At 42.5% G+C, this 23,374-nt stretch carries 27 protein-coding genes; 21 read left to right on the forward strand and 6 right to left on the reverse strand.

All coding sequences use genetic code 11. The features are described 5' to 3' along the window. Nucleotides 1-383: 383 nt before the first annotated feature. Nucleotides 384-629: a hypothetical protein gene (locus BM377_RS13050; RefSeq protein ID WP_092249314.1), complete on the reverse strand. Its 246-nt coding sequence runs from the start codon at nucleotides 627-629 to the stop codon at nucleotides 384-386. A 339-nt stretch (nucleotides 630-968) separates the two neighbouring features. Between BM377_RS13050 and BM377_RS13055 the strand changes: the two genes are divergently transcribed. The 8 genes from BM377_RS13055 (at nucleotide 969) to BM377_RS13090 (ending at nucleotide 9,419) form a co-directional block, all read left to right on the forward strand. Further along, a complete protein-coding gene (locus tag BM377_RS13055) occupies nucleotides 969-2,876 on the forward strand; it encodes an EAL domain-containing protein (RefSeq protein ID WP_092249317.1) in 1,908 nt (635 codons plus the stop codon). 338 nt (nucleotides 2,877-3,214) lie between these two features. Continuing rightward, nucleotides 3,215-4,057 carry a DUF3737 family protein gene (locus tag BM377_RS13060; protein ID WP_092249320.1) on the forward strand — a complete coding sequence of 281 codons (843 nt, stop codon included), beginning with the start codon at nucleotides 3,215-3,217 and terminating at the stop codon, nucleotides 4,055-4,057. After that, nucleotides 4,054-4,890, forward strand: coding sequence for a patatin-like phospholipase family protein (locus BM377_RS16630; RefSeq protein ID WP_092249323.1), 837 nt, complete (start codon nucleotides 4,054-4,056; stop codon nucleotides 4,888-4,890). Before BM377_RS13060 ends, BM377_RS16630 begins: the two co-directional genes overlap by 4 nt. A gap of 6 nt (nucleotides 4,891-4,896) precedes the next feature. After that, a complete protein-coding gene (locus BM377_RS13070; protein ID WP_092249326.1) occupies nucleotides 4,897-6,456 on the forward strand; it encodes an ABC-F family ATP-binding cassette domain-containing protein in 1,560 nt (519 codons plus the stop codon). A 124-nt stretch (nucleotides 6,457-6,580) separates the two neighbouring features. Beyond that, nucleotides 6,581-7,372: a transporter substrate-binding domain-containing protein gene (locus tag BM377_RS13075; protein WP_092249329.1), complete on the forward strand. Its 792-nt coding sequence runs from the start codon at nucleotides 6,581-6,583 to the stop codon at nucleotides 7,370-7,372. A 3-nt stretch (nucleotides 7,373-7,375) separates the two neighbouring features. Then, nucleotides 7,376-8,050 (forward strand): amino acid ABC transporter permease, encoded by a 675-nt coding sequence (locus BM377_RS13080; RefSeq protein ID WP_092249332.1) that lies wholly within the window; start codon nucleotides 7,376-7,378, stop codon nucleotides 8,048-8,050. Nucleotides 8,051-8,060: 10 nt separating this feature from the next. Continuing rightward, nucleotides 8,061-8,783, forward strand: a complete 723-nt coding sequence (locus BM377_RS13085) for an amino acid ABC transporter ATP-binding protein (RefSeq protein ID WP_092249458.1) — start codon at nucleotides 8,061-8,063, stop codon at nucleotides 8,781-8,783. Between the two features lie 51 nt (nucleotides 8,784-8,834). Then, nucleotides 8,835-9,419 (forward strand): cytidylate kinase-like family protein, encoded by a 585-nt coding sequence (locus tag BM377_RS13090; RefSeq protein ID WP_092249335.1) that lies wholly within the window; start codon nucleotides 8,835-8,837, stop codon nucleotides 9,417-9,419. 262 nt (nucleotides 9,420-9,681) lie between these two features. Here the strand turns inward: BM377_RS13090 and BM377_RS13095 are convergent, their stop codons facing one another. The 3 genes from BM377_RS13095 to BM377_RS13105 all read right to left on the reverse strand — a co-directional run bounded on the left by BM377_RS13095 (nucleotide 9,682) and on the right by BM377_RS13105 (nucleotide 11,081). After that, the gene (locus tag BM377_RS13095; protein WP_092249338.1) at nucleotides 9,682-10,383 is read right to left on the reverse strand and encodes a prolipoprotein diacylglyceryl transferase; all 702 of its coding nucleotides are present in this window, start codon (nucleotides 10,381-10,383) and stop codon (nucleotides 9,682-9,684) included. A gap of 138 nt (nucleotides 10,384-10,521) precedes the next feature. Beyond that, on the reverse strand, nucleotides 10,522-10,821 hold the full coding sequence (locus tag BM377_RS13100; protein ID WP_092249341.1) for a helix-turn-helix domain-containing protein: 300 nt from the start codon (nucleotides 10,819-10,821) through the stop codon (nucleotides 10,522-10,524). Then, nucleotides 10,818-11,081 carry a type II toxin-antitoxin system RelE/ParE family toxin gene (locus BM377_RS13105; protein ID WP_092249345.1) on the reverse strand — a complete coding sequence of 88 codons (264 nt, stop codon included), beginning with the start codon at nucleotides 11,079-11,081 and terminating at the stop codon, nucleotides 10,818-10,820. The genes BM377_RS13100 and BM377_RS13105 overlap by 4 nt, the downstream gene beginning before the upstream one ends. Nucleotides 11,082-11,376: 295 nt before the next feature. On the opposite strand from BM377_RS13105, the gene BM377_RS13110 reads away from it, so the two are divergent. The 5 genes from BM377_RS13110 (at nucleotide 11,377) to BM377_RS13130 (ending at nucleotide 14,325) form a co-directional block, all read left to right on the forward strand. Next, entirely contained in the window at nucleotides 11,377-11,643 is a 267-nt protein-coding gene (locus tag BM377_RS13110; protein ID WP_092249348.1) for an autorepressor SdpR family transcription factor, read from the forward strand. A 1-nt stretch (nucleotide 11,644) separates the two neighbouring features. Continuing rightward, on the forward strand, nucleotides 11,645-12,286 hold the full coding sequence (locus BM377_RS13115) for an SdpI family protein (RefSeq protein ID WP_092249351.1): 642 nt from the start codon (nucleotides 11,645-11,647) through the stop codon (nucleotides 12,284-12,286). Nucleotides 12,287-12,450: 164 nt separating this feature from the next. Beyond that, entirely contained in the window at nucleotides 12,451-12,885 is a 435-nt protein-coding gene (locus BM377_RS13120) for a LytTR family DNA-binding domain-containing protein (RefSeq protein WP_092249354.1), read from the forward strand. Nucleotides 12,886-12,897: 12 nt separating this feature from the next. Next, nucleotides 12,898-13,332, forward strand: a complete 435-nt coding sequence (locus BM377_RS13125) for a DUF3021 domain-containing protein (protein WP_092249358.1) — start codon at nucleotides 12,898-12,900, stop codon at nucleotides 13,330-13,332. Between the two features lie 102 nt (nucleotides 13,333-13,434). Further along, nucleotides 13,435-14,325: an alpha-hydroxy acid oxidase gene (locus BM377_RS13130; protein ID WP_092249361.1), complete on the forward strand. Its 891-nt coding sequence runs from the start codon at nucleotides 13,435-13,437 to the stop codon at nucleotides 14,323-14,325. Nucleotides 14,326-14,384: 59 nt separating this feature from the next. Here the strand turns inward: BM377_RS13130 and BM377_RS13135 are convergent, their stop codons facing one another. Then, the gene (locus tag BM377_RS13135) at nucleotides 14,385-14,606 is read right to left on the reverse strand and encodes a helix-turn-helix domain-containing protein (RefSeq protein WP_092249364.1); all 222 of its coding nucleotides are present in this window, start codon (nucleotides 14,604-14,606) and stop codon (nucleotides 14,385-14,387) included. A gap of 12 nt (nucleotides 14,607-14,618) precedes the next feature. Next, nucleotides 14,619-15,167 (reverse strand): hypothetical protein, encoded by a 549-nt coding sequence (locus BM377_RS13140; protein ID WP_092249367.1) that lies wholly within the window; start codon nucleotides 15,165-15,167, stop codon nucleotides 14,619-14,621. Nucleotides 15,168-15,431: 264 nt separating this feature from the next. On the opposite strand from BM377_RS13140, the gene BM377_RS13145 reads away from it, so the two are divergent. The 8 genes from BM377_RS13145 (at nucleotide 15,432) to BM377_RS13180 (ending at nucleotide 23,319) form a co-directional block, all read left to right on the forward strand. Next, on the forward strand, nucleotides 15,432-15,890 hold the full coding sequence (locus BM377_RS13145) for an RNA polymerase sigma factor (RefSeq protein ID WP_092249370.1): 459 nt from the start codon (nucleotides 15,432-15,434) through the stop codon (nucleotides 15,888-15,890). After that, nucleotides 15,880-16,626 (forward strand): hypothetical protein, encoded by a 747-nt coding sequence (locus tag BM377_RS13150; protein ID WP_092249373.1) that lies wholly within the window; start codon nucleotides 15,880-15,882, stop codon nucleotides 16,624-16,626. The genes BM377_RS13145 and BM377_RS13150 overlap by 11 nt, the downstream gene beginning before the upstream one ends. Then, entirely contained in the window at nucleotides 16,617-17,309 is a 693-nt protein-coding gene (locus BM377_RS13155; protein WP_092249376.1) for an ABC transporter ATP-binding protein, read from the forward strand. Before BM377_RS13150 ends, BM377_RS13155 begins: the two co-directional genes overlap by 10 nt. A 9-nt stretch (nucleotides 17,310-17,318) precedes the next feature. Continuing rightward, entirely contained in the window at nucleotides 17,319-18,455 is a 1,137-nt protein-coding gene (locus BM377_RS13160; RefSeq protein ID WP_092249379.1) for a hypothetical protein, read from the forward strand. Then, a complete protein-coding gene (locus BM377_RS13165) occupies nucleotides 18,436-19,533 on the forward strand; it encodes a GntR family transcriptional regulator (protein ID WP_092249382.1) in 1,098 nt (365 codons plus the stop codon). The genes BM377_RS13160 and BM377_RS13165 overlap by 20 nt, the downstream gene beginning before the upstream one ends. 185 nt (nucleotides 19,534-19,718) lie before the next feature. After that, nucleotides 19,719-21,215, forward strand: a complete 1,497-nt coding sequence (araA, locus tag BM377_RS13170; protein ID WP_092249385.1) for an L-arabinose isomerase — start codon at nucleotides 19,719-19,721, stop codon at nucleotides 21,213-21,215. 258 nt (nucleotides 21,216-21,473) lie between these two features. Continuing rightward, nucleotides 21,474-22,337, forward strand: coding sequence for an aldo/keto reductase (locus tag BM377_RS13175; protein WP_092249388.1), 864 nt, complete (start codon nucleotides 21,474-21,476; stop codon nucleotides 22,335-22,337). 55 nt (nucleotides 22,338-22,392) lie between these two features. Beyond that, nucleotides 22,393-23,319, forward strand: a complete 927-nt coding sequence (locus tag BM377_RS13180; protein ID WP_092249391.1) for an aldo/keto reductase — start codon at nucleotides 22,393-22,395, stop codon at nucleotides 23,317-23,319. Nucleotides 23,320-23,374: the final 55 nt, after the last annotated feature.

A 23,374-nucleotide genomic window follows, 5' to 3' on the forward strand; every position in this document is an offset into this window, starting at 1 on the left:
TTTTCCATAGTCAGTTTTCTTTTTCTTGAGAAGTTCCTCTCAGCATCGATACAGAAAGACTTGGCATTAGCAGCAATTGTTTTGATCTGAGACATCAAAAGATTCTTTACTATTTGTGGTTTCATGTGCACCTCCTTGAAATTGAGAAATATGCTTACAATTTCAAGGGCCGCTTTCGCTACCTCTAAAAACAATCAGTAGCGAAAGCGGCCGCACTTTTCGGTGTTGCTGTCAACCCCTTCTTTGCAGAAAAAAAGACCCCTGCATCATTTTTGATGCAGAGATCTTTTAAAGTCCCTCTTAACTTAATGACATTGAGGTTTACTCCGAGGACTTTTTTTCCCTATTTAGTTTATATATATAAACCTTCTCTTTATATATCCTTATCTAATCTTAACGAATGCAACGGCTTTCTTTTCAGAAGTGTGCTCCGTTCTGCGCACGAGGTCCTGAGTGTGAACCGAATATTCGGAACTGTACTCTTCCTCTTGAAGTGCTACATTTCCCATCATCTCAAGCGCTTTAAGCTTGCCGTATGACAGGTTCTGTTCCTTAGCCTTAATAGCATCAGTCATAATCTCGATGCACCCATGGCTCATGCCTGTCTTGATCTTTGTAGATCTTCTCATTATGCAATTCCTCCATCTCATAAGAAATTATTAAACGAAGTGGCTTGTAAAACTCAAGGCCCCTCAACCTATTGTGGTTTCACAACAAAATTTCATTTAATGTATACATTATATACTAATAATCGATAAAAGCATAGTATTTTTGTATCACTTTGCATCGCTAAATTATTAAATTTTCATAAAATGATCACATTTTTAGTTTTCTGCAAAAATCCTTAAATTTATGTAAATTGACGTACAATGGTACAAAATTGTTGTAATATAAAATTGAGTTATTTTCTATACCAAAAACTGACAATTGTTTCTTCGGGATCTTTAGCATGAAGAGGTAAAAACTTTATGTGGAACTATAGTTTTGCAATCCCTAGTCTTTTGGTAATTCTTTTATATGCACTCTATTATTTTTATCTTCCTCGTATTCCGATCAAGATGAATCGTACCTTTTTGCGCCTTCTTTTGCTGCAGTGCGCGGTAACTTCTCTTGATATTGTCTCGGGTCTTGCGGACGATCATTACACTGCATTTCCCATAGTGCTGCTGTATCTGCTTAATGGTGCGTATTTTATTTTCTTTATCATAAGGGCGCTCCATTTCTACTTTTTCACCCTTAATGTTTTTAAGATCGATTATACGGATGGACAAAAGAGATCTCTTTTCGTGAAGATTCCTATAATATTATCTTTTCTTATCGTGCTTTCAAGTCCGATAACTCATGCGATCTTTTATGTTGATGACACCGGATATCATGAGGGGCCATTCTATTTTTACCTAAACTTTGTTCAGTGGTTTTTGATACTCGGCTCATATGTTGTCTCGTATCACCTTAGAGATGTTCCTAAGAGAAGAAGAGATATCAAGGGCGTGTATTTCTATAATACGGTTCTTTTGGCAGGTACGGTTCTTAGGATCCTTTACCCAAGACACCTTCTTATGGATACGTTCAGCCTTATAGCCATCACGATAATCTACCTTACTTTCGAGAATCCCGACTTTTATCTTGAGGCCAGAAGCTATGCCTTTAACAGCAGGGCGCTCAAGGAGTATCTTGATGAGATAAACGGCAAAAAGAAATACAAGATCATGGCGTTCATTATTCATAATTACAGCGAGGTTCGCGAGATTTATGGCGGAAGGCAGATGGATAGCGGCATTTCGATCATGGGTACCTATCTGTATCAGACGTTTAAAAAGTACAAAGTATTTTATTTCAGAAGCGGAAGATTTGTTATCCTTGGCGATGAGAACATGGATGTCGAAAAGATTCACAGCATTCTTGTTAAGCGTTTTATGAGTCCTTGGAAATCCAATGATACGGAGCTTTATCTCGAGGCCGGATATGCTGCAATAGATTCGGGCAATTACAGCAGCAGCGATGCGGTTTTGAACATGATCATAAGTACACTTGAGGTTGTGGAAAAGAACGAAGACGGCAGCATAAACTATGTAGATAACAAGATCATGGAAGAAGCGGCAAAGGGAACGGAGATAAAAAAATCGCTTGAATACGCGGTTGATAACAACAAAGTCGAAGTCTTCCTGCAGCCTGTTATGGATGCACTTACAGGTAAGCTTGTTGGCGCGGAGGCTCTTGCAAGGATCCGCGATAATAACGGAAAGCTTGTACCGCCGGGGCTTTTTATCCCGATTGCGGAAAAGAACGGCAAGATCAATCAGCTCGGTGAGCAGGTATTTGCAAAGACATGCCGATTCATTAAGGACAATGATATAAGAAAAATGGGTATGAGGTGGATCAACGTCAATCTTTCTCCTGTGCAGTTCATGAGATCGGACCTTGATCAGAGACTTCTTTCCATATTGAAAAAATATGATATCCCGCCGGAGATCATTCACCTTGAGGTTACGGAAGAAGCCATGGGTGAAGAGGGACTTATGGAGAAGCAGATAGGCAACATAAAAGAAAAAGGTTTTTCTTTTGTACTTGACGACTTCGGTAAAGGCTATTCCAACATTTCAAGGCTCAAGAAGTATCCGTTCATCAACATCAAGCTTGATCTGAGTATTGTCTGGGATTATTGTAAGGAACCGGATGTTATCCTTCCCAATCTTGTCGATACTTTCGAGAGGATGGGCTTTAGCGTTACGGCTGAAGGAATTGAGGATGAGAAGATGGCAGAAGCGATGGTGGATATCGGCTGCGACTATCTTCAGGGATATTATTACTCAATGCCGATACCTATGGATGAATTTGTAGAAAAGTACGGACGTATTGAAATGGATGCCGAGTAGCATGTATAATAGTCATTAAATAACAGGATAAATGGGCCGGATAAAGCCCTGTAACATATCAGTTTATAGTAGTTTTGGCATGTGCACCGCCGCTAAGGAGATTTTTCTTTTTATAGGCGGTGCACTTTTTTATATAATAGGAAATTCCTCTGGATTTCCTATTATATAAAAAACGCTCCGCTAGGATGCACACCTCGCGGAAATGAAGTTAATTGCTTCGCAATTCCGCTCGGGCGCAAAGAGTCGCAAGCGACTCTTTATTCTTTGTCTCAAAAGATTTTGCACAATTTATTTATAGTGGTATAATGTTCTCGATTTAATATATGAGGTAATTTACTATGAAGAATTTAGTTGAAAACAAGCAGCTTGATGAGGAAAGAGCTTTATATAATCTTACGGATGCGGAAGTAAAAAACTGCGTCTTTGACGGCCCTGCCGACGGCGAATCCGCACTTAAGGAAGCGCGTAATATTAAAGTCAGTGACTGTAAGTTTTCTCTTCGTTATCCGCTTTGGCATGTGACTGATTTCGAGATAGAGAATTCTACCATGAACGAGCTTACAAGAGCCGCACTTTGGTATGACAAAAACGGCTTTATTCACGACAGTAAACTCGGCGGTATAAAAGCGCTCAGAGAATGCGTAGACATAAAGCTTCAAAAGTGTGATATAGTATCAGAGGAGTTTGGCTGGAAATGCGACAATATTTCCCTTCTTGATTCGAGCATTGAGTCGATGTATCTTTTCCTCGACAGTAAGAACATTAAGCTCGATAACGTGAATATGAAGGGCAAATACTCCTTCCAATACGTTGAGAACATGGAGATCACAAACAGTATTCTTGATACCAAGGATGCTTTCTGGCATACCAAGAACGTTACCGTAAAAGACAGTATCGTTAAGGGCGAGTATCTTGCGTGGTATTCCGAGAATCTCACACTTATTAACTGCAAGATAATAGGAACACAGCCTCTTTGCTACTGCAAGGGACTTAGGCTTATAAATTGCACGATGGAAGACTGCGATCTTTCTTTTGAATATTCGGAAGTTGAAGCGGATATCGTGGGACATATCGATTCCGTCAAGAATCCGAAGTCGGGCAAGATCGTCGCAGACAGCATAGGAGAGATAATCAGGGAAGCTGCGGTCATGGACTGCAAAGGGGAGATCATAACAAGATGAAAACAGGACTTGTAATGGAAGGCGGAGCGATGCGCGGGATGTTTACCTGCGGCATTTTGGACGTGTTTATGGAAAGGGGCATCACCTTTGACGGCGCGGTTGGCGTGTCTGCGGGTGCAACCTTCGGATGTAATATTAAGTCCAAACAACACGGAAGAGCACTTCGTTATAACAAGAAATACTGCACGGACAAAAGATATCACAGCTTGTCTTCGCTTCTTTTTACGGGAGATATTTATAACGCTAAATTCTGCTACGATGAGCTTCCTTACAAGCTTGATGTGTGGGATATAGAGACTTTTCAGAATAATCCGATGGAATTCTACTGCGTTGCGACAGATCTTTTGACAGGAAAACCTGTGTATCATAAGCTCACAACCGGCGGAAAAGAGGATATCGAGTGGATCAGGGCGTCAGCCTCAATGCCGCTTGTATCAAAGCCTGTGCATATAGACGGCGGCGTGTATCTCGACGGAGGAATATCCGATTCCATCCCGCTGAAATTCATGGAAGAGCAGGGCTATGACAAGATACTGGTTATCGAGACGCAGCCAAAAGACTACGTAAAGGGCGAGCAGAAACTTATGCCCCTTGCAAAGCTTATGCTTAGGAAGTATCCTAACATGATAAAGTGTATGGCGGATCGCCATCTCATGTACAATGAGGAAAAGAGATATATAAGAGAAAAAGAAGGCAGGGGCGAGATTATGGTAATAAGGCCCGATGCGCCTTTAAATGTAAGTCCCATTGAAAAGGATGAAAAAGAGCTTGAGAGAGTGTATCAGCACGGAAGAGCTAAAGCGGTCGAATTCTTAAGTATGGGACAGTGGTGAGGTTTTATGAGTATTTTAAATGTTGAACACCTGACACATGGCTTTGGAGACAGAGCCATTTTTGATGATGTGTCATTCAGACTTCTTAAGGGAGAACACATTGGACTTGTGGGAGCCAACGGCGAAGGCAAGTCCACTTTTATGAACATAATTATCGGAAAGCTCATGCCCGATGCGGGTAACATCGAGTGGGCCAAGAACGTTAATGTAGGCTATCTTGATCAGCACGCGGTCCTTAAGAGTGGCATGACTATAAGAGACGTTCTTGCTTCAGCATACGAGCCTTTGTATGCTATGGAGCAGAGAATGAACGAGATCTGCGACGCAATGGGTGAAGCGGGCGAAGAAGAGCTTGAAAAGCTGATGGAAGAGCTCGGCACGATTCAGGATCTTTTGACCAACAGAGATTTCTATTTGATCGACTCCAAGATAGAAGAGGTTTCGAGAGCGCTGGGATTTCTTGAGCTTGGCCTCGACAGAGACGTTACGGAGCTTTCGGGAGGACAGAGAACCAAGATTCTTCTCGCTAAGCTATTATTGGAGAAGCCGGACATTCTTTTGCTTGACGAGCCGACTAACTATCTTGACGCTGAGCACATCGTCTGGCTTACTAGATATCTGCAGGAATATGACAACGCTTTTATCCTGATATCTCACGACATTCCGTTCCTTAACAGCGTCGTGAACATCATCTATCACATGGACGGACAGACGCATTCGCTCGACAGATACGTCGGAGACTACGACAAGTTCATGGAAGTTTATGAGATGAAAAAAGCTCAGAGAGAGGCGGCATATAACAGGCAGCAGCAGGAGATCGCGGATCTCAAGGACTTCGTTGCAAGGAACAAAGCAAGAGTTGCGACAAGAAACATGGCGATGGCACGTCAAAAGAAGCTTGATAACATGGACCTTATCGAGAAGGTTCAGGAAAAGCCAAAGCCTGAGTTTAACTTTAAGACGGCAAGAACTCCCGGTAAGATCGTATTTGAGACAAAAGACCTTGTGATAGGCTATGATGAGCCTCTTTCATCTCCGTTTAATATCACGATGGAGAGAAATACCAAGATTGTGCTTACGGGAGCAAACGGAATCGGTAAGACGACTCTTTTAAAGAGTATCCTCGGACTTATCCCTGCGATAAGCGGATCCGCGGAGCTTGGAGAGAACGTTGAGGTCGGATATTTCGAACAGGAAATGTCGCCCGATATTGAGACAACCTGTATGGAAGAGATCTGGAAGGAATTCCCCGGATTTTCTCAGTATGAGGTCAGATCTGCTCTTGCAAAGTGTGGACTTACGACCAAGCACATCGAGAGTAAGTGCAAAGTTTTATCAGGCGGTGAGCAGGCCAAGGTAAGACTTTGTAAGCTGATAAATCGTGAGTCAAACTTACTTGTACTCGACGAGCCTACGAACCATCTTGATGTCGATGCAAAAGAAGAACTTAAGAGAGCCCTCATGGAATACAAGGGAAGCATCATCATGGTTTGTCACGAGCCTGATTTTTACGAGGATATGGGTGCACAGGTAATCGATTGCACCAAGTGGACAACAAGAGTTTGACACCTGAATCATATGTAAAAATTTAAACCAAGCAAATCGCAAACATTGTTTTGCATTCGCTTGGTTTTCGTTTATAATTAAGGAATGTAAGTCAGTACATTAGTGTGATAAAGGAGAAATGGGAATGAAGAAAAAGGTTTTGGCATTATTCATGACTGCGGCTATGGCAGTACTTGCTGTGGCTTGCGGAAATACACAGAGCGCATCTACCGGTGATAATGCGGGGGCAGCAGACGGTAAGGTGTGGGTTATCGCAACAGATACAGTATTTAAGCCTTTTGAATACACAGATGACAAGGGCAACTTCGTAGGAATCGACGTAGATATTCTTGCAGCAGTTGCTGAGGATCAGGGCTTTAAATATGAGCTTAAGTCACTTGGATGGGATGCTTCGATCGCAGCATGCCAGGCAGGACAGGCAGACGGAATGATCGCAGGCGCTTCAATCACTGATGAGCGTAAGGCTTCAGGCTGGATCTTCTCAAACGGATACTATGATGCCAACCAGAGCATGGCTGTGGCAGCAGATTCGGATATCAAGGGCTTTGAGGATCTTTCAGGTGCATCAGTAGCCGTTAAGACAGGTTCAATGTCAGCTACATATGCAGAGGAGCTTGCTAAGCAGTATAACTTTACAGTTACATACTTTGAGGATTCACCGACAGTTTACCAGGCAGTTACAGGCGGACAGGTTGCGGCTTGCTTCGACGATACACCGATCATGGCAGCTACGATCAAGGATTCAGGCATTGCCATGAAGCTTGTTGACGGAACAGGTAACGAGCCTGCAGAGTATGGTTTTGCTGTATTTACCAAGGACAGCCAGGAACTTATCGACAAGTTCAACGCAGGACTTGCAAACATCAAAGCTAACGGCAAGTACGATGAGATTCTTGCCAAATATCTCGGAGACTGATTTATGTTTAGAATTATTACTGTTTATGGCGGTATGTTATCGGCAGCGCTCGGAAGAACGCTGCTGCTGGCATTATTAGGCCTGTTTTTTGCTTGTATCATCGGACTTATCTTCGGAATCATGGGCGTTATCAAGAACAGAGTGTGCAATGTCATCGCTCAGATATTTGTTGACGTCATAAGAGGTGTTCCGATGATCGTATTGGCGTTCTTTGTTTACTTTGGAATGCCTTACTTTTTCAATACGATAATAGGTGGTTTTAATGTTTCGCTTCCGGCGCTCCAAGCAGGAACCATTTGTCTTGCGCTTAACTGCGGAGCATATATGGCTGAGATCATAAGAGCGGGTATTCTTTCCGTCGATCCCGGTCAGATGGAGGCTGCAAGATCACTTGGTCTTTCTTATTCTCAGGCAATGAGAAAGGTTGTGCTTCCTCAGGCAATCAAGACCATGATCCCTACCTTTATCAACCAGTTCATAATCACTTTGAAAGATACATCGATCCTTTCTGTTATCGGATTCCCGGAGCTTGTTAATACAGCCAAGAACGTGCAGGCCAATACCTTCATGTCTTTCCAGACATGGGCAATCGTCGGCATTATGTATCTTATTGTGATCACTATCCTTTCAAGAAGTGCGAAGGTTGTGGAAAGGAGATTGAACGTTGGCCGCGAATAAAGATATTACTATGATAAATGTGGAGCACTTAAAGAAGTGCTTCGGAAGTCTTGAAGTGTTAAAAGACATTTCTACAGAAGTTTACAAGGGTGAAGTTGTTGTAGTTATCGGCCCTTCGGGCTCGGGTAAATCCACTTTCCTAAGATGCCTTAATAAGCTCGAGACCGTAACAGAAGGTAAGATCGTTATCGATGAAAAAGAGATCACCTCTAAGAAGGTTGATATCAACAAGGTTAGAGAGAATATCGGAATGGTATTCCAGCACTTTAATCTTTTTAACAATATGAATATCATCGACAACCTCATGCTCGCACCCGTGATGCTCGGAAAATGCAGCAAGGAAGAAGCTCTAAAGAGAGCCAAGGATATGCTTGAGAAGGTCGGTCTTGCCGATAAGGAAAAGAGCTATCCCAGTCAGCTTTCAGGCGGACAGAAGCAGAGAGTTGCCATTGCGAGAGCTCTTTGCATGAATCCCGATATTATGCTCTTTGACGAGCCTACATCTGCTCTCGATCCCGAGATGGTCGGTGAAGTTCTTGCGGTTATGAAAGAACTTGCGGCCGAGGGAATGACAATGGTCATTGTTACCCACGAGATGGGATTTGCAAGAGAAGTCGCCGACAGAGTTATTTTTATGGACGGTGGGTATATAATAGAAGAGGGAACACCACAGGAAGTACTTCTTAATCCTAAAGAAGCACGTACGATTGATTTCCTTAATAAGGTTTTATAAGGAGCAGGATCTATCCGGATATAAACATGAGTTTATAGAGGAGGTAATGCCATGAAAAACATTATTACTATCAGCAGAGAGTTCGGTTCATGCGGCGGAACCATCGGAAGAGCGGTAGCCGACAGACTTGGATTTTATTATTTTGATAAAGACCTTATCCTTAGCGCAGCCAGGGAATCGGGTTCTCTTTCACCTGAGGAGATCAGAAAGTTTGATGAAAAGGTTCCAAGGGAATTCGGCTTTGGACAGAGTCTTTTTGATTTCTACAACAAGCCTCTTAATGAGAAGCTTTTCGCGGCTCAGAGAGAAGCTATCAGGAAGGTCGCCGAGAAAGGTAACTGTGTCATAGTCGGTCGTAACGCCAACATGATCTTGCAAGAGTACGACAAGACTCTTCACGTATTCATCTCCGCGACGGAGTATTTCAGACTTCAGCACATGAAGGAGAAGATGCCGGATTACACAGAGGAGCAGATTCTCGAGAAGATGAAAGAGGTCGACAGAACGAGGCGCAAGTACTGCACGTACTACACCAACACTGAGTTCGGCCACGCCGACTACTACGATATGTGCCTCAAGAGCTCGACGCTCGGCGTTGAGAAGTGCATCGATATAATCTGTGAAGCCGCTAAATAATAGAAACTGCGATTACTGCAGCGGAGCTTATTATGTGTTTTCCAAAATATTTGTTTTCTCCTCGCAGTGATTTTCATAATCTCAAAAACCCGGGAATGCTTCCTTTCGACGTTGCTCATGGAAGTCAGCATTCCCGGGTTTTATTCGATTTGAAAATCATACTTCTCGTGCGAGAACTGCATATTTTGGAAAATCACACAAATCGCTCCACCGCAGTAATCTGCAGGCTCTGTGCAATTAGCGTGCACACGAAAAATCCTATTTATGAGAAAATATCAAATGAAACAACAACGCCGTTTTCAATCTTAATTCCAAGTCCCAATCCGGAACCGATAATTTGGGGGAATTTGCTTGCGAAGTCTTCCTTGCTCATATGCTTGGCAGCTTCCTCACCACCACTTGAAAGGTACTGTGTGTTTGCATCGATCGGAAGTGTGTATGTATTGGTTCCCAAATCTATCGTATTCCAATTATCGTCGTACTGGTACACATCACCTTCAATTATGACCGCATTATCGGTAACTGAGACACTTTTTACATAACCCGGGGAATATGGGAATGGCTCGGAAACAAGATTTGTTGTATAGGTTCCGTCTTTTAGATTTGCAGTTGCTTGTTTAGATTCTTCTTTTGCATTATCCTGAGCGGGCTGCTCTGCAGCAGCCTCTTTTGATGCCTGCTCTGTAGCGGCAGTTTCTTTCGATGTCTGTTCTGTGGCAGAAGCTGCTTCAGATGTCTGAGCAGTAGCAGCTGCGTCATCCGATGTCTGCTCTGTTGCGGCAGCGTCTTCAGATGTCTGCTCGGTAGCTGCTGCATCCTCCGAAGATGCTTCTGTAGCTGCAGCCTCTACCGATGACTGTTCTGCAGCAGATGACTGCTCGTTTACAACGTCATTATTTCCGTTTTTCTCACATCCTGTTACCATCATGGCCACTATAACCATCGTCAATAATCTTTTTTTCATTTTATTATGTCCTCCCTTAGATGTTTTGCCGGCGCAGTAAAAAGAGCGACGACATCTAACAATTATAAGCCATCCGGGAGCAATGTCAAAATATATTCATCTGCGTATATCTGTACGGAGGATCACATATACATAGCATTATATCTTGCTCGCCTTTGCAGTATTTGACTTGGGGACGAGTTTTAGTTGTAATCCTAGTCCATCAGCAAGCCGCTTGAACATTGAAATACTGGGATTTCGTAATCCCTTTTCTATTCGGCTGATATCTGCCTGTGTTATACCTGTTTTTTCTGATAGCTCTTTCTGAGTAAGATGCTGCTTTTTACGTGCATCGATCATTGCCTGAATGAGATCGTACTCAGGTTGAAGAGCGTCATATTCAGCCTTTACAGCAGGATCCTTTAGTGCTTTTTCTTTATATTCTTTATAGCTACTCATGCTTTATACCTCCGTTCATAGTCCTCCTTATACTTTTTGGCAAGATATAGTTCGGACTTAGGCGTTTTCATGGTTTTCTTGATGAAACCGTTTGTGAGAATGGCTTTCTTTCCAATGTAAAAGAAATAAATAATTCTAGTGATATTGGAACTGTGCTTGGTTCTGAGTGTCTTTGCTTTGAGTTTAGGTTCCAAAGAATCTAAAAACTCATGAACGGGACACTTTCCTTCTTCGGTGTCATAAAATTCAATTTCGTACATGTATACCTCGAATTAATTATTATAATATGTTGAATAAGACATATTGTCAATATGTTCCATTCGACATTTTTGTGAATATGAAAAATACGTAGGAGTGCTCATATTCAAATAAAAATAGGAAAAACTCGAGAGATTGAATAATCTTCGAGAGGATTTAGAAAAATCCTGGAAATAATATATATTTGATTGATTAATATGTCAAGTTAGAAGGTATTGCCATATCGAAAATAAAGTGCTATCATCTATTTAGATAAACATCTAAATAGATATTTTTCAAAATACTATGGAGGAAACAATGGGATTTGCGGAGACGTTCAAAGCATTATCGGATCCGGCAAGGCGAGAGATATTGGACATGTTGAAAGACGGGCCAATGACTGCGGGAGATATTGGAAATCATTTCGATATGACCGGGCCGACAATGTCGTATCACCTTAAGATTCTTAAGAATGCCGATCTGATCTATGAAGAGAAGCAAAAGAATTTTATTTTTTATCATCTGAATACATCCGTACTGGAAGAGATCATGGTATGGATGTCGTCACTGAAAGGGGACAAATAACATGAAAAAATATGGATTAAGAGAAATTCTGATATCTTCTATTGCAGTATTATTACCTATTGTGGCCGGCTTTATCATATGGGACAAGCTTCCCGAAACTATGGCAACTCATTTTGGAGTCGGCGGAGAGGCAGACGGATATGCATCCAAGCTGTTTACGGTGGTCGGAGTACCGCTTATCTTGTTGGTTTTGCATTTATTCTGTCTCTTTATTACCTCGCTTGATCCTAAGGCCAAGAATCAGAATAAAAAGATTGCTTACCTCGTTCTATGGCTCGCTCCCATTATATCAATAGCCACTATGACAATGCTCTATACCTACAATGTCGGGATTGCAACTTCTCCGGAGGTTTATACTTTGGTATTTGTCGGTGCGCTTTTCCTGATACTTGGAAATTGGCTTCCTAAAACGAGACAGAATTACGCGGTAGGTATCAAAGTACCGTGGACATTGGACAATGAGCTTAACTGGGAAAAGACACATCGTCTTGCCGGATACCTTTGGATGATCGGCGGGATCATAATGATAATTGTGGGAATAACGACCAAAGCCCCCGAGATTGTTGTAATTGTTAGCATCTTTATCGTAGTGGTCATTCCGATACTATATTCATATTATCTGCATGCAAAAAAAGGACTGTGAAAATATAAATACAATATTGCTGCGAAGTCGAGTAGGGAACAAAAACCTACTCGATTTTTTTATGCGGATTTTTGCATTTCACCTACATATTTTTGCCACTTACCGCAAATCCAAAGACAGGAATCATATGCTGTTGTATGATGGAATCATGAAAGGGGAGGCGTATGAAAGTAAACGTGATAATATCACCTGAAGTTCATGAAGCATATGCGGAAATCCATACAGATAAGATGACGGAGGATATCGGCAGGATAGTTGATATGCTTAGCACAGAGGCGGCTCCCGTGACGGCGCGCGTAGGGGAAGAGCTTGTTGTGCTTAAGCCGGAAGATATCTATATGGTTCGTGTTGAGAACGGAGATACTGTTATTTACGGTGAAAAGAGATCATTCCGTTCAGCAAAAAGATTGTATGAACTAGCAAGCCAGCTTGGAAATATGTTCATGCAGATCTCGAAGTCCACGCTTATAAACCTTTCATACATGGACAGCATTGAACCGGGCTTTAGCGGTACACTACTTCTTAAGCTTAAGAACGGATTAAAGGATTATGTTTCAAGGAAGTATTTACCCGAATTCAAGAAGTATCTCGGACTGTAAGGAGGAATCGTCATGAAAGAAATGATTAAAGTCATGATCAAAAATACACTTATCGCAATAGGAATTTCATATACAATGTTTTGTTTAACAGCAGCCGCTTTTGATATCGGCTACGGCGGAGATTTCGTGCTTCGTGGTTACACATTTACCAAGATGGTTATCGGAGCACTTATCATCGGAATCGGCTTTGGAGCACCAACCGTAGTCTATTCATCCGATAAACTTCCGATGCCGATGAAAGTTCTGATCCACATGGGAATCGGACTCGTCATATACTTTATCGTTGCAGCAAACGAAGGGTGGATGGGCGATGGCAGCTCACCCATAATGACAATCTGCATCGTAATCGGGCAGATACTTGTAACGTTTTTTATCTGGTTTATATTTATGATCCACTATCGCCAAGAAGCTAAAAGAATGAATGAGAGAATACAGGAATTAAAATAATAAGCCACAAAAAATGAAATAACCAAAACAAAAAATGAAATGAAAAAGATATGTTTCCTGCCTTATACTATAAAAAAGAAATAATTACAAAGGGGAATAATTATGGCAGAAAACGCAGGAAATTCAAACATAATAACCAGGAAATATCTGGATTCGCTTCTCATACAGACTAGGTACATGAACGCGGATTATCCCGATCCGTCTTTTGAATTATATGGAAAAGAGTTCCCGTCTCCGATCATGACGGCGGCACTTTCCCATCTTGATCATTTCATGTTTGAGGGTGCGGCAAAAGAGTTTGCGCAAGGAGCAGCGGATTCCGGCCTTCTTACATGGTACGGGATGGCGGACGAAGAAGAGATAGAGATGATTCTTTCGTGCGGCGGAACACTTATAGAAGTGATAAAACCCTACGCAGACAGGGATATCATTTATAAAAAGATAGAGCATGCAAAAGAAAAAGGTGTGCTCGCGGTCGGCATTGATATCGATCACGCTTTTTCTCCCGACGGCGGTCCCGATGAAGTAAGCGGATATACCATGGCGCCTATGACTACAGCTGAGCTTACGGATATTTGCAGCAGCACGGATCTTCCGGTTATTGTAAAAGGCGTGCTCAGCCTCTACGATACAGAGGAAGCACTTAAGGCCGGCGCAAGAGGCATCGTGATATCACATCACAATAACCGCATAGAGTACGCGGTTCCTCCGCTTAAGATATTACCTGAGATTGCAAAAGAAATTGATAATACGATCCCTATTTTCGTAGACTGCGAGATCAAAACCGGAATGGATGCGTTCAAAGCGATTGCCCTCGGAGCAGACGCTGTCTGCATAGGAAGACCTCTTATGACAGCGATAAAAGATAACGGTGCACAGGGCGTATGTGACTATCTTAAAAAAGCTGAAGCAGAGCTTAAAAAGACAATGGCGTTCACAGGGTGCAAGTCCATTGCGGATATCAAGAATTACAAGCTGATCACAACAATCTGATCAGTTGTTTCCAAAAACAAAAATACCTCAACCATATACATGGCTGAGGTATTTTTTTATTATTCTTGTTCACCTTCAGGGTCATATTTAAGTATGTCCCCCGGTTCGCATTCGAGCGCTTCGCAGATTCCTGCAAGAGTTCCGAAGCGGATTGCATTAACCTTATTGTTTTTTATCTTGGACAAATTAACGTTTGCAATTCCGACTTTGTCCGCAAGGTCATTGAGAGATACGTGGCGTCTTGCCATCATTACATCAAGTTCAAGCATGATTCTACCCATAAAATTCCCTCCTTAAAGTAATCCGTCTACATCTTTCTCAAGCTCTGCACCATATGCAAAGTACTGAGAAAGGCTGAGAGCAACAAGAGCAAAGAGGAATTCATATGCACTGACCCCCATGAGTGCGTTGGCACCAAAGATCAATCCCAATAAAGGGAGTACAATCTTTACAATTGGAAGAGCAAGTGCAAAGATACCGATGTTTCTGATTCTTTTAACATTCTCTGCTGAGAAAGGTGATCCCGCATCAAGCGCGAAAATCTTGCCTATGTTATGGAAGATCAATCCGGCGAAAAATGCCTGTATAGTTATTATTCCAAAGTAAAGAAAGAATCCCGGGAAGTAGAACTGTCCGTCTTTTATAAATGCCTGAGAACCTGCGGTGTTGATCTGAGCGTTGGTAAATACATCATTAAACATCTGCTGATTAAGGTGTCCGGTAGCAAGCAAAATGGCGAGAGAGATTAGTGCAGTGACCGTAATACCTACGCCGGCAAATGAGATTACCTCTATGATCTTTGCGAGTACTGTAGTTACTTTGCTTAATGTTGTTTTTTTCATGTCGATATCCTCCGATGTGTGTTAATGTAATGTTGTTTAGTGATTTTTTCATCTTTTTGGGATGAAGTTTTTGCATAAATGTTTTTCGTTGTTTTTTAATTTGTTTTCATTAAATATTTAATGTTTGTCGTTAAATATTTTATATCACACGTTCAAAGTGTGTGTCAACATTTTTTTCAAAAAATTTTTTAAATCATAAAAAAGCGCGCACATTTCGCATATCTGCTCAGTCTATCATTACGGAGGGAGGCAAAACTTTTATCCATGGATATAGAAAAGTACTACGACAAAATTTATCGCTATTGCTACTTCAAAGTCAGCGATAAGCACATGGCTGAAGATCTTACTCAGGAAACTTTCCTTCGTTATATGAGCGCTTCCTCGGAGGCAAAAGAGCCTGAGAGATATCTTTACACCATCGCAAGAAACCTGTGCATCGATGAATATAAGAAGAAAAAAGAAATAGGTGAACTTGGCGAAGAGATGGCAAGCGGGACCGATCTTGAAAATGAGACGATCGATAGGATTCGCATAAGAGCGGCGATGGAGAGTCTTGATGATGATGAACGCGAGATAGTGCAGCTACGACTTATAAGCGAAGAGTCCTATGCAGATATCTGTAAGATCATGGGAATGACAAGGTTTTCGGTTTACAGAAGGCTTGAAAATGCCAAGAGTAAGCTTAAAAAGGCCCTTGAGAAAGGAGAGGCATATGAGAGATAGAGAGCTTAAAAGTATGCTGCAGAGCGCCGTTCCGGCTCTGGATTATATGAAAAAAGAAAACTTCATAAGAGCAAACAGAACCGGAAATGAGATAAATATCAGTACTCCGAGACTGGTTCTGCAGCAGGCGGGATTCATAAGAAAAAGAATATGGATCGCTGCACTCCTTTTGATAGTATTACCCTTTTTCAATATTGTGCACATAAATGTATCAGGTCTTTATAACGAACCTGATGCTTTAGAAAGCAGCCTTTTATCTATTGCAGTTTTTATTCCTTTTATGGCAGCGATAGGAATGCTCGAAACCTTTAAAGCACATTTGCATGGTGTACATGAACTTGAGCAGGTGACTGTGATATCGGGAAGAAGGGCTCTCTTTGCCAGAATGACAGCTGTAGGAATAGTGAATTTTATTGCAATGGCAATTGTTTCAATCTGTTTTGGATTGACTGCAGGCATAAGTATATTAAGGGTATTAACGATCATTCTTATACCATATCTTTTGACCATGACATTGTGCATGGAGATTGAGAGATTCGAATGGGCCGGAAAAACTCCGTTCGCATGCATAATTCCCGCAATAGTGGTGTATATTCTCATGATGCAGGATTATGGCGGAGCTGCTTATGTGATGCTTGATGTGAATAAGCTTATCGTAGTGCTGATGGTTTTGATCGCGGTACAAATTTTTGAATTATACAGAATTGGCAGGATGGAGGAACTTGCATGGAACTGAAGGTTGACAGGCTGACCAAGCAATATAAGAACAAGATTGCTGTGGACAGAATGAGTTTTAAATTGGAAAAAGGCGTTACCGGACTTCTTGGTGAAAACGGCGCGGGGAAGACCACACTTATGAGAATGATCTGTGGTATTCTCACTCCCACAAGCGGAGAAGTGAGCTACGACAATCTTTCCGTTAACACCGAAGAATACAGGAATATTCTGGGATATCTTCCCCAGGAATTCGGGTATTATCCTGAGTTCTCTGGAAAAGATTTCCTTATGTATTTTTGCGCATTGAAAGGACTGGATAAGAAGACTGCAAAGGCTAGAACTGCGGAGCTTCTAGAGCTTGTCGGTCTTAAAGAGGACGCCGGAAAAAAGATCTCCAAATATTCGGGCGGAATGAAAAGACGTATCGGTATAGCGCAGGCTCTTATCAACAGACCTGAACTACTTGTACTTGACGAACCCACTGTGGGACTTGATCCGAAGGAAAGAGTGCGATTTAGAAAGCTTATCGAAGAACTTGGAAAGACAACAGTGGTGCTGCTTTCCACACATATCGTTTCTGATGTGGAAGATATTGCCGATAGAGTACTTATCATGAAGTCGGGACAGATCATCTGGCAGGGAGACGGTAAAAATATGGACGGTAAACTTGAAGATTTTTATCTTGAGAAGATAGATGAATAGGAGACTTATATGAAAAACAACTGTTTTGGGACGATTTATCTTTTTGAGATAAAGAAGATATTAAAGTCCAAAGCTGCAATTATAACTTTTTTGATTCTTTTGGTTCTTGCTTTTGTTTTCGGAGAGGGTGAGATATCGGGAAATGAATCCCCTGAGGCCAGAAGTAAGTTTGCTCAGATAGACGGACGGGTTATTGACGATAACCTACTTGATGAATATAGAGAGAATACGGATGACGCGGGTTATACCGATGACAGTAATCCGACATTTAAAATGTTTGGGTCATGGTTTAGGAGTCTTTCGGATCATGGCAAAAAAATAGAAGATGTCACAATAGAGGATCTTATCAAAAACAGAGATGCAGGAATACAGGAAGCAAAGGAATTGTCCTATCTTACAACGGGTGAGTGCGAGTACTGGGAAGATAAGGGAAAAGAAATTGTTTTTCCCGGAACATGGCATGACACGTTAGCTGCTCGCGGGTACTTGGGCGGAGCTGTGGATATGAATATCTTATTGATCCTGTTTCTTATACCTATGGGGCTTTCCATTGTTTTTGCGTCGGAGTACCAGAATAAAACCGATCAGGTAGTGAGGGCAAGTAAATATGGTGATAAAAGAACATACTATGCCAAGATTTTGGCAGGAATGACTTTCGGAGTAGGAGGTTCACTTATTATTCTTGGTTCATTCATAGGATACATGGCCCTTAGATGGGGAACCGGCGGACTTGATTTACCGATTATCCTGCTTAATCCCTATACTTCATATAATATGACTGCGGGAGGATTCCTGTTAAGACTCGCTGCGATAATTATTATAGGATGTATTTTAACATCAGCTGTAACGCTCTTTTTATCACAGGCTATGAAAAACTCATTGGCGGTAATGGGAACGTCAGTTGGACTGTATTTGGGAATATCCATGATCTCAGCAGTATTAGATACAAATATACGCCCTGTATCCCAGTTTATTCAGATGCTGCCGGCGGTGCTTATAGATACCAATATGGTTTACGAGTACAGACTTATAAACATTTTCGGCAAGTACTTTACTGTTTTTGAGTATGCGCCTATCATGTATATAATATTTACAATTGTATTCATAGCATTGGGAAGATTTATTTATGGAAGAAAAGAGAGATAGATCGGGGACACTTAAATATCAGCAGATTGAAGAAGAGTTAAAGCAGCTTATTTTGGAAGAAAAGATAAAGCCCGGAGAAAAGATGCCGTCCGAAAACGTGCTTACTTCTGAGTATGGCGTGAGTCGTCAGACGGTGAGAAAGGCTATATCCAATCTTATTAACGAGGGTTTTGTCTATTCTGTTCAGGGAAGCGGAACCTACTGTTCCGATGCTTCCAGATTCAAAAAAGACTCCAAGGATATTGCTGTGGTAATGACGTACCTTTCGGATTATATTTTCCCAAAGGTTATAAGCGGAATTGATTCAGTTCTTTCTGAAAACGGCTACAGCATTGTGCTTAAGAATACCAATAACTCAAGGACTCGCGAGATCAAGTGTCTTGAGGAGCTTATTGAGAAAAACATAGACGGGATCATAGTTGAGCCCAGTAAGAGCAATGTCTTTTGCAAGCACAAATATCTCTATGACAAGCTTGATAAATACGGCATCCCTTATATCTTTATCCAGGGTGCGTATTCGGTAATGGAGGATAAGCCTCACGTTATCATGGATGACGAAAAGGGTGCATATCTTTTGACGGGATATCTGATAAGCCAAGGGCACAAGAATATCATCGGCGTTTTCAAGAGCGATGATACGCAGGGGCAGAACAGGCACAAGGGCTATGCCAAGGCGCTTGCCAAGGCGGGACTTACCTACGATCCCGAGAATGTCATCTGGTTCTATACCGAGGACCGCGCGGTTCATCCCTACACGAATCTTCAGAAGATGATAAAGAGTGGAAAAAAGGTTGATGCGATCGTAGCGTACAACGACCAGATAGCGTTTCATCTGATAAAGGCGATCCGTGAGCTGGGACTAAAGGTCCCGCAGGATATTTCAATAACGGGATACGATAATTCACAGCCCGCAGCCAATACCGACATAACGCTTACCACGATCGTTCATCCGCAGCAGGAGCTTGGCAAGATTGCCGCTCAGATGCTGCTTAAGATGATCCGAGGTGAAGAAGTGGAAAAAAGAATTGTCGTCGAGCCCGAGCTCGTGATCGGTAATTCATGTATAAAAAGAAAGTGACTTTCGGGTCACTTCTTTTTTTTTGCCCGAATAACATTTGAGCGTGGGATTTTAAGTTTATTACCTACAACTTGACCACTCGTACGTACAAGTTTGAAAATGAAAGCATGTAAATGTATCGGCTTTTTTAGAGAAGGGAAAAATAGCGATACATGGGGTATTAATGTTTTAAGGAGGGTTATAGAATGATTCAGACAAAAGCGTACAAGTTTTGGTTTTGTACAGGCTCTCAGGACCTGTATGGGGATGAGGTTTTAAAGCACGTTGCAGAGCACTCTAAGGAGATCGTGGACGAGCTCAACAAATCGGGAATTCTCCCTTACGAAGTTGTATGGAAACCTGTACTTATCACCAATCAGCTGATAAGACAGACCTTTAACGAGGCCAATGCAGATGAGACCTGCGCGGGTGTCATCACATGGATGCACACATTTTCACCTGCTAAGTCCTGGATACTCGGACTTCAGGAGTTCAGAAAACCTCTTTTGCACTTGCACACACAGTACAATGAGGAAATTCCTTACGATACGATCGACATGGATTTCATGAACGAGAATCAGGCTGCTCACGGCGACAGAGAGTATGGACACATCGTAAGCCGCATGAGAATTGAGCGCAAAGTCATCGCCGGTTATTGGAAGGATAACGAGGTTAGAGAGAGAATAGCTTCCTGGATGAGAACTGCCGTAGGTATCATGGAGTCAAGCCACATAAGAGTTATGAGAGTTGCCGACAACATGAGAAACGTTGCGGTTACAGAGGGCGATAAGGTTGAAGCTCAGATCAAGTTCGGTTGGGAAGTTGATACTTATCCCGTTAATGAGATTGCAGACAGCGTAGCAGCAGTAAGCGCTTCAGACGTGAACGCACTTCTCGACGAGTACTATGACAAATATCAGATCGTTCTCGACGGAAGAGATCCCGAAGAGTTCAAGAAACATGTAGCTGTTCAGGCTCAGATCGAGCTTGGCTTTGAGAGATTTCTTGAGGAAAAGAACTATCAGGCGATCGTTACTCACTTTGGAGACCTCGGCGCACTCGGCCAGCTTCCCGGTCTTGCTATTCAGAGACTTATGGAAAAGGGCTACGGTTTCGGCGCAGAGGGTGACTGGAAGGTTGCTGCCATGGTTCGCCTTATGAAGATCATGACTGCAGGCATGAAGAACGCCAAGGGTACTTCAATGCTTGAGGATTATACATATAACCTTGTAAGAGGAAAAGAGGGTATCCTTGAAGCTCACATGCTTGAGATCTGCCCGACTATCGCAGAAGGACCTATCAGCATCAGAGTTAAGCCTCTTTCAATGGGCGACAGAGAAGATCCTGCAAGACTTGTATTTACATCCAAGGAAGGAAAGGGTGTTGCCACATCACTTATCGATCTTGGCAACAGATTCCGTCTCATCATCAACGAGGTTGAGTGTAAAAAGACAGAGAAGGCTATGCCTAATCTTCCCGTAGCAACCAACTTCTGGACACCTTATCCGGATCTTTACACCGGAGCCGAGGCTTGGATCCTTGCAGGCGGAGCTCATCACACTGCTTTCTCATATGACCTTACGGTTGAGCAGATGGCAGACTGGGCTGAGATGATGGACATCGAAGCAGTTATCATCGACAAGAATACGACTATCCCCGCATTCAAGAAAGACCTTAAGCTCGGAGAAGTATTCTACAGATAAAAAATACAGCTAATGACATTCTCTTTTATATCCACATAAAAGCATTTTTTCCTAGGGGGCCGCTGAGTAATATCAGCGGCCTTTTTTTGTGGATCCCAATAGAAGAAAGAGGATGTTCTAATTTTGACAGTATCCGGTGCGAAATATAATAAGTGCCTTGCCACCGAAGATGGTAAAATAAAAAAGACAATGACAGTGCATCGCGTATAAGCAGTATGCCGGTGCGAGTTTTTATCGCTTTTTTGCGGAGGGAAAAATATGAAGAACCAAAATGATGTATATAAGCTTTCAAACGGTGTCGGTGTTCCTTGCATTGGCTTCGGAACATGGCAGACTCCCGAAGGAGATGTTGCGGTAAGCAGCGTAGAGCATGCCATAAAAGCCGGCTATCGTCACATTGATACGGCACAGGTTTACGGAAACGAAGAGGGTGTCGGAAAAGGCATCAGAATAGGTATTATAGACGAGGGACTTACAAGAGAAGATATCTTTGTGACGACCAAGATATGGAATGACAAGCACAGCTATGATCTTTGCAAGAGCTCTTTTGACGAATCACTCAGAAAACTCGGCCTTGATTATGTTGACATGCTTCTTATTCACTGGCCCAATCCCGCAGCGTTCAGAGACCGCTGGGAAGAGGCTAACGCTGAGACTTGGAGAGCAATGGAAGAGTTGTATGAATCAGGAAAGGTCCGTTCCATCGGTATTTCCAACTTCAGACAGCACCATATAGAGGCACTTCTTAAGACTGCCAAGATCAAACCCATGGTCAATCAGATAAGACTTTGTCCCGGCGCAACTCAGGACGAGCTTGTGGCATATTGCAAAGAGCAGGGAATGATACTTGAAGCATACAGCCCTCTCGGAACAGGTCAGATTTTCGACGTTCCCGAGATGAAGAAGCTCGCTGATAAGTATGGAAAGAGCATCGCTCAGATCTGCGTTCGTTTCAGTCTTCAGATGGGATTCCTTCCCTTACCTAAGTCAGTTCATGCCGACAGGATCAAAGAGAATCTCGATGTGTTTGATTTTGAGCTTGAGGCCGGCGATGTTAAGCTTATCGCAGATCTCAAGGGCTGCGTAGGATACGAGAGCGATCCCGATACAAGACCGTTCTGATCAGCGCGTTTTTTACCAAAATTTATCCCCCGATGGGGGAACGAAAGGATCATAAATGAAATATATCGACATCGTAAACGGACCGCAGAAGGCGTCCGCTATTATACAGGGCTGCATGAGAATGCCTTCTCTTTCAAAAGAGGAAGCGGCAAAGGTTATAAAGACAGCTTATGAGTGCGGCATCAACTTTTTTGACCATGCAACCTGCTACGGGGCGGGAGAAGCGGAAGTGCGTTTTGCGCAGGCTCTCCCTTTGACGGGGCTTAAGAGAGAAGATATCTACATTCAAAGTAAGACCGGAATCTATCCCGACAGACAGGAATTTGACTGGGCAAAAGAGGCTATACTTTCAGCCGTTGACGGAATCTTATCCAGACTAAAGGTGGAATATCTCGACACACTTCTTTTGCACAGACCGGATCTTTTGTTTGATCCCGAAGAAGTCGCAGAGGCTTTTGACAAGCTTGAAAACGAAGGCAAGGTGCGTCACTTCGGCGTTAGTAATCTCATGCCGATGCAGATCGAGCTGTTAAAAAAATGTGTGAAGCAGCCCCTTGTTATCAATCAGGTGCAGCTTTCACTTGAGCAGTCGCAGCTCATAGATCAAGAGCTTTACATGAACAACAAGACAACCGATATGTCTTTTATGCGAGACGGAAGTGCGCTTGATTATTGCAGGTTAAAAGACATAACGATACAGGCGTGGTCACCTCTTCAGGTCGGAATGTTTAAGGGAACTTTTATCGATAACCCTGAATTCCCTGCGCTCAACAAGGCGCTTGAAGAGCTCGCACAGCGCGAAGGCGTATCCAAAACAGCGATCGCAATCGCTTGGATCCTTCGTCATCCCGCCAAGATGCAGGCAATCATCGGTACGATGAATCCCGAGCATATCAAGGATGTATGCGATGCAACCAAAGTCAATCTTTCTCATCACGACTGGTACGAACTGTATCTCGCGTCGGGAAAATTCTTGCCATAAATTATTTATGTTGGTCAAATTATGAGGATAAGGGGCTTGAATGAGCCCCTTATGT

It is taken from the genome of Butyrivibrio sp. INlla21, assembly GCF_900116875.1.
Lineage (GTDB): Bacteria > Bacillota > Clostridia > Lachnospirales > Lachnospiraceae > Butyrivibrio.

What these genes read in the sequence shown, in the direction of transcription:
- BM377_RS13050 (WP_092249314.1), bottom strand. Translation starts at nt 629, where the DNA reads ATGAGAAGATCTACAAAGATCAAGACAGGCATGAGCCATGGGTGCATC.
- BM377_RS13055 (WP_092249317.1), top strand. Translation starts at nt 969, where the DNA reads ATGTGGAACTATAGTTTTGCAATCCCTAGTCTTTTGGTAATTCTTTTA.
- BM377_RS13060 (WP_092249320.1), top strand. Translation starts at nt 3,215, where the DNA reads ATGAAGAATTTAGTTGAAAACAAGCAGCTTGATGAGGAAAGAGCTTTA.
- BM377_RS16630 (WP_092249323.1), top strand. Translation starts at nt 4,054, where the DNA reads ATGAAAACAGGACTTGTAATGGAAGGCGGAGCGATGCGCGGGATGTTT.
- BM377_RS13070 (WP_092249326.1), top strand. Translation starts at nt 4,897, where the DNA reads ATGAGTATTTTAAATGTTGAACACCTGACACATGGCTTTGGAGACAGA.
- BM377_RS13075 (WP_092249329.1), top strand. Translation starts at nt 6,581, where the DNA reads ATGAAGAAAAAGGTTTTGGCATTATTCATGACTGCGGCTATGGCAGTA.
- BM377_RS13080 (WP_092249332.1), top strand. Translation starts at nt 7,376, where the DNA reads ATGTTTAGAATTATTACTGTTTATGGCGGTATGTTATCGGCAGCGCTC.
- BM377_RS13085 (WP_092249458.1), top strand. Translation starts at nt 8,061, where the DNA reads ATGATAAATGTGGAGCACTTAAAGAAGTGCTTCGGAAGTCTTGAAGTG.
- BM377_RS13090 (WP_092249335.1), top strand. Translation starts at nt 8,835, where the DNA reads ATGAAAAACATTATTACTATCAGCAGAGAGTTCGGTTCATGCGGCGGA.
- BM377_RS13095 (WP_092249338.1), bottom strand. Translation starts at nt 10,383, where the DNA reads ATGAAAAAAAGATTATTGACGATGGTTATAGTGGCCATGATGGTAACA.
- BM377_RS13100 (WP_092249341.1), bottom strand. Translation starts at nt 10,821, where the DNA reads ATGAGTAGCTATAAAGAATATAAAGAAAAAGCACTAAAGGATCCTGCT.
- BM377_RS13105 (WP_092249345.1), bottom strand. Translation starts at nt 11,081, where the DNA reads ATGTACGAAATTGAATTTTATGACACCGAAGAAGGAAAGTGTCCCGTT.
- BM377_RS13110 (WP_092249348.1), top strand. Translation starts at nt 11,377, where the DNA reads ATGGGATTTGCGGAGACGTTCAAAGCATTATCGGATCCGGCAAGGCGA.
- BM377_RS13115 (WP_092249351.1), top strand. Translation starts at nt 11,645, where the DNA reads ATGAAAAAATATGGATTAAGAGAAATTCTGATATCTTCTATTGCAGTA.
- BM377_RS13120 (WP_092249354.1), top strand. Translation starts at nt 12,451, where the DNA reads ATGAAAGTAAACGTGATAATATCACCTGAAGTTCATGAAGCATATGCG.
- BM377_RS13125 (WP_092249358.1), top strand. Translation starts at nt 12,898, where the DNA reads ATGAAAGAAATGATTAAAGTCATGATCAAAAATACACTTATCGCAATA.
- BM377_RS13130 (WP_092249361.1), top strand. Translation starts at nt 13,435, where the DNA reads ATGGCAGAAAACGCAGGAAATTCAAACATAATAACCAGGAAATATCTG.
- BM377_RS13135 (WP_092249364.1), bottom strand. Translation starts at nt 14,606, where the DNA reads ATGGGTAGAATCATGCTTGAACTTGATGTAATGATGGCAAGACGCCAC.
- BM377_RS13140 (WP_092249367.1), bottom strand. Translation starts at nt 15,167, where the DNA reads ATGAAAAAAACAACATTAAGCAAAGTAACTACAGTACTCGCAAAGATC.
- BM377_RS13145 (WP_092249370.1), top strand. Translation starts at nt 15,432, where the DNA reads ATGGATATAGAAAAGTACTACGACAAAATTTATCGCTATTGCTACTTC.
- BM377_RS13150 (WP_092249373.1), top strand. Translation starts at nt 15,880, where the DNA reads ATGAGAGATAGAGAGCTTAAAAGTATGCTGCAGAGCGCCGTTCCGGCT.
- BM377_RS13155 (WP_092249376.1), top strand. Translation starts at nt 16,617, where the DNA reads ATGGAACTGAAGGTTGACAGGCTGACCAAGCAATATAAGAACAAGATT.
- BM377_RS13160 (WP_092249379.1), top strand. Translation starts at nt 17,319, where the DNA reads ATGAAAAACAACTGTTTTGGGACGATTTATCTTTTTGAGATAAAGAAG.
- BM377_RS13165 (WP_092249382.1), top strand. Translation starts at nt 18,436, where the DNA reads ATGGAAGAAAAGAGAGATAGATCGGGGACACTTAAATATCAGCAGATT.
- araA (WP_092249385.1), top strand. Translation starts at nt 19,719, where the DNA reads ATGATTCAGACAAAAGCGTACAAGTTTTGGTTTTGTACAGGCTCTCAG.
- BM377_RS13175 (WP_092249388.1), top strand. Translation starts at nt 21,474, where the DNA reads ATGAAGAACCAAAATGATGTATATAAGCTTTCAAACGGTGTCGGTGTT.
- BM377_RS13180 (WP_092249391.1), top strand. Translation starts at nt 22,393, where the DNA reads ATGAAATATATCGACATCGTAAACGGACCGCAGAAGGCGTCCGCTATT.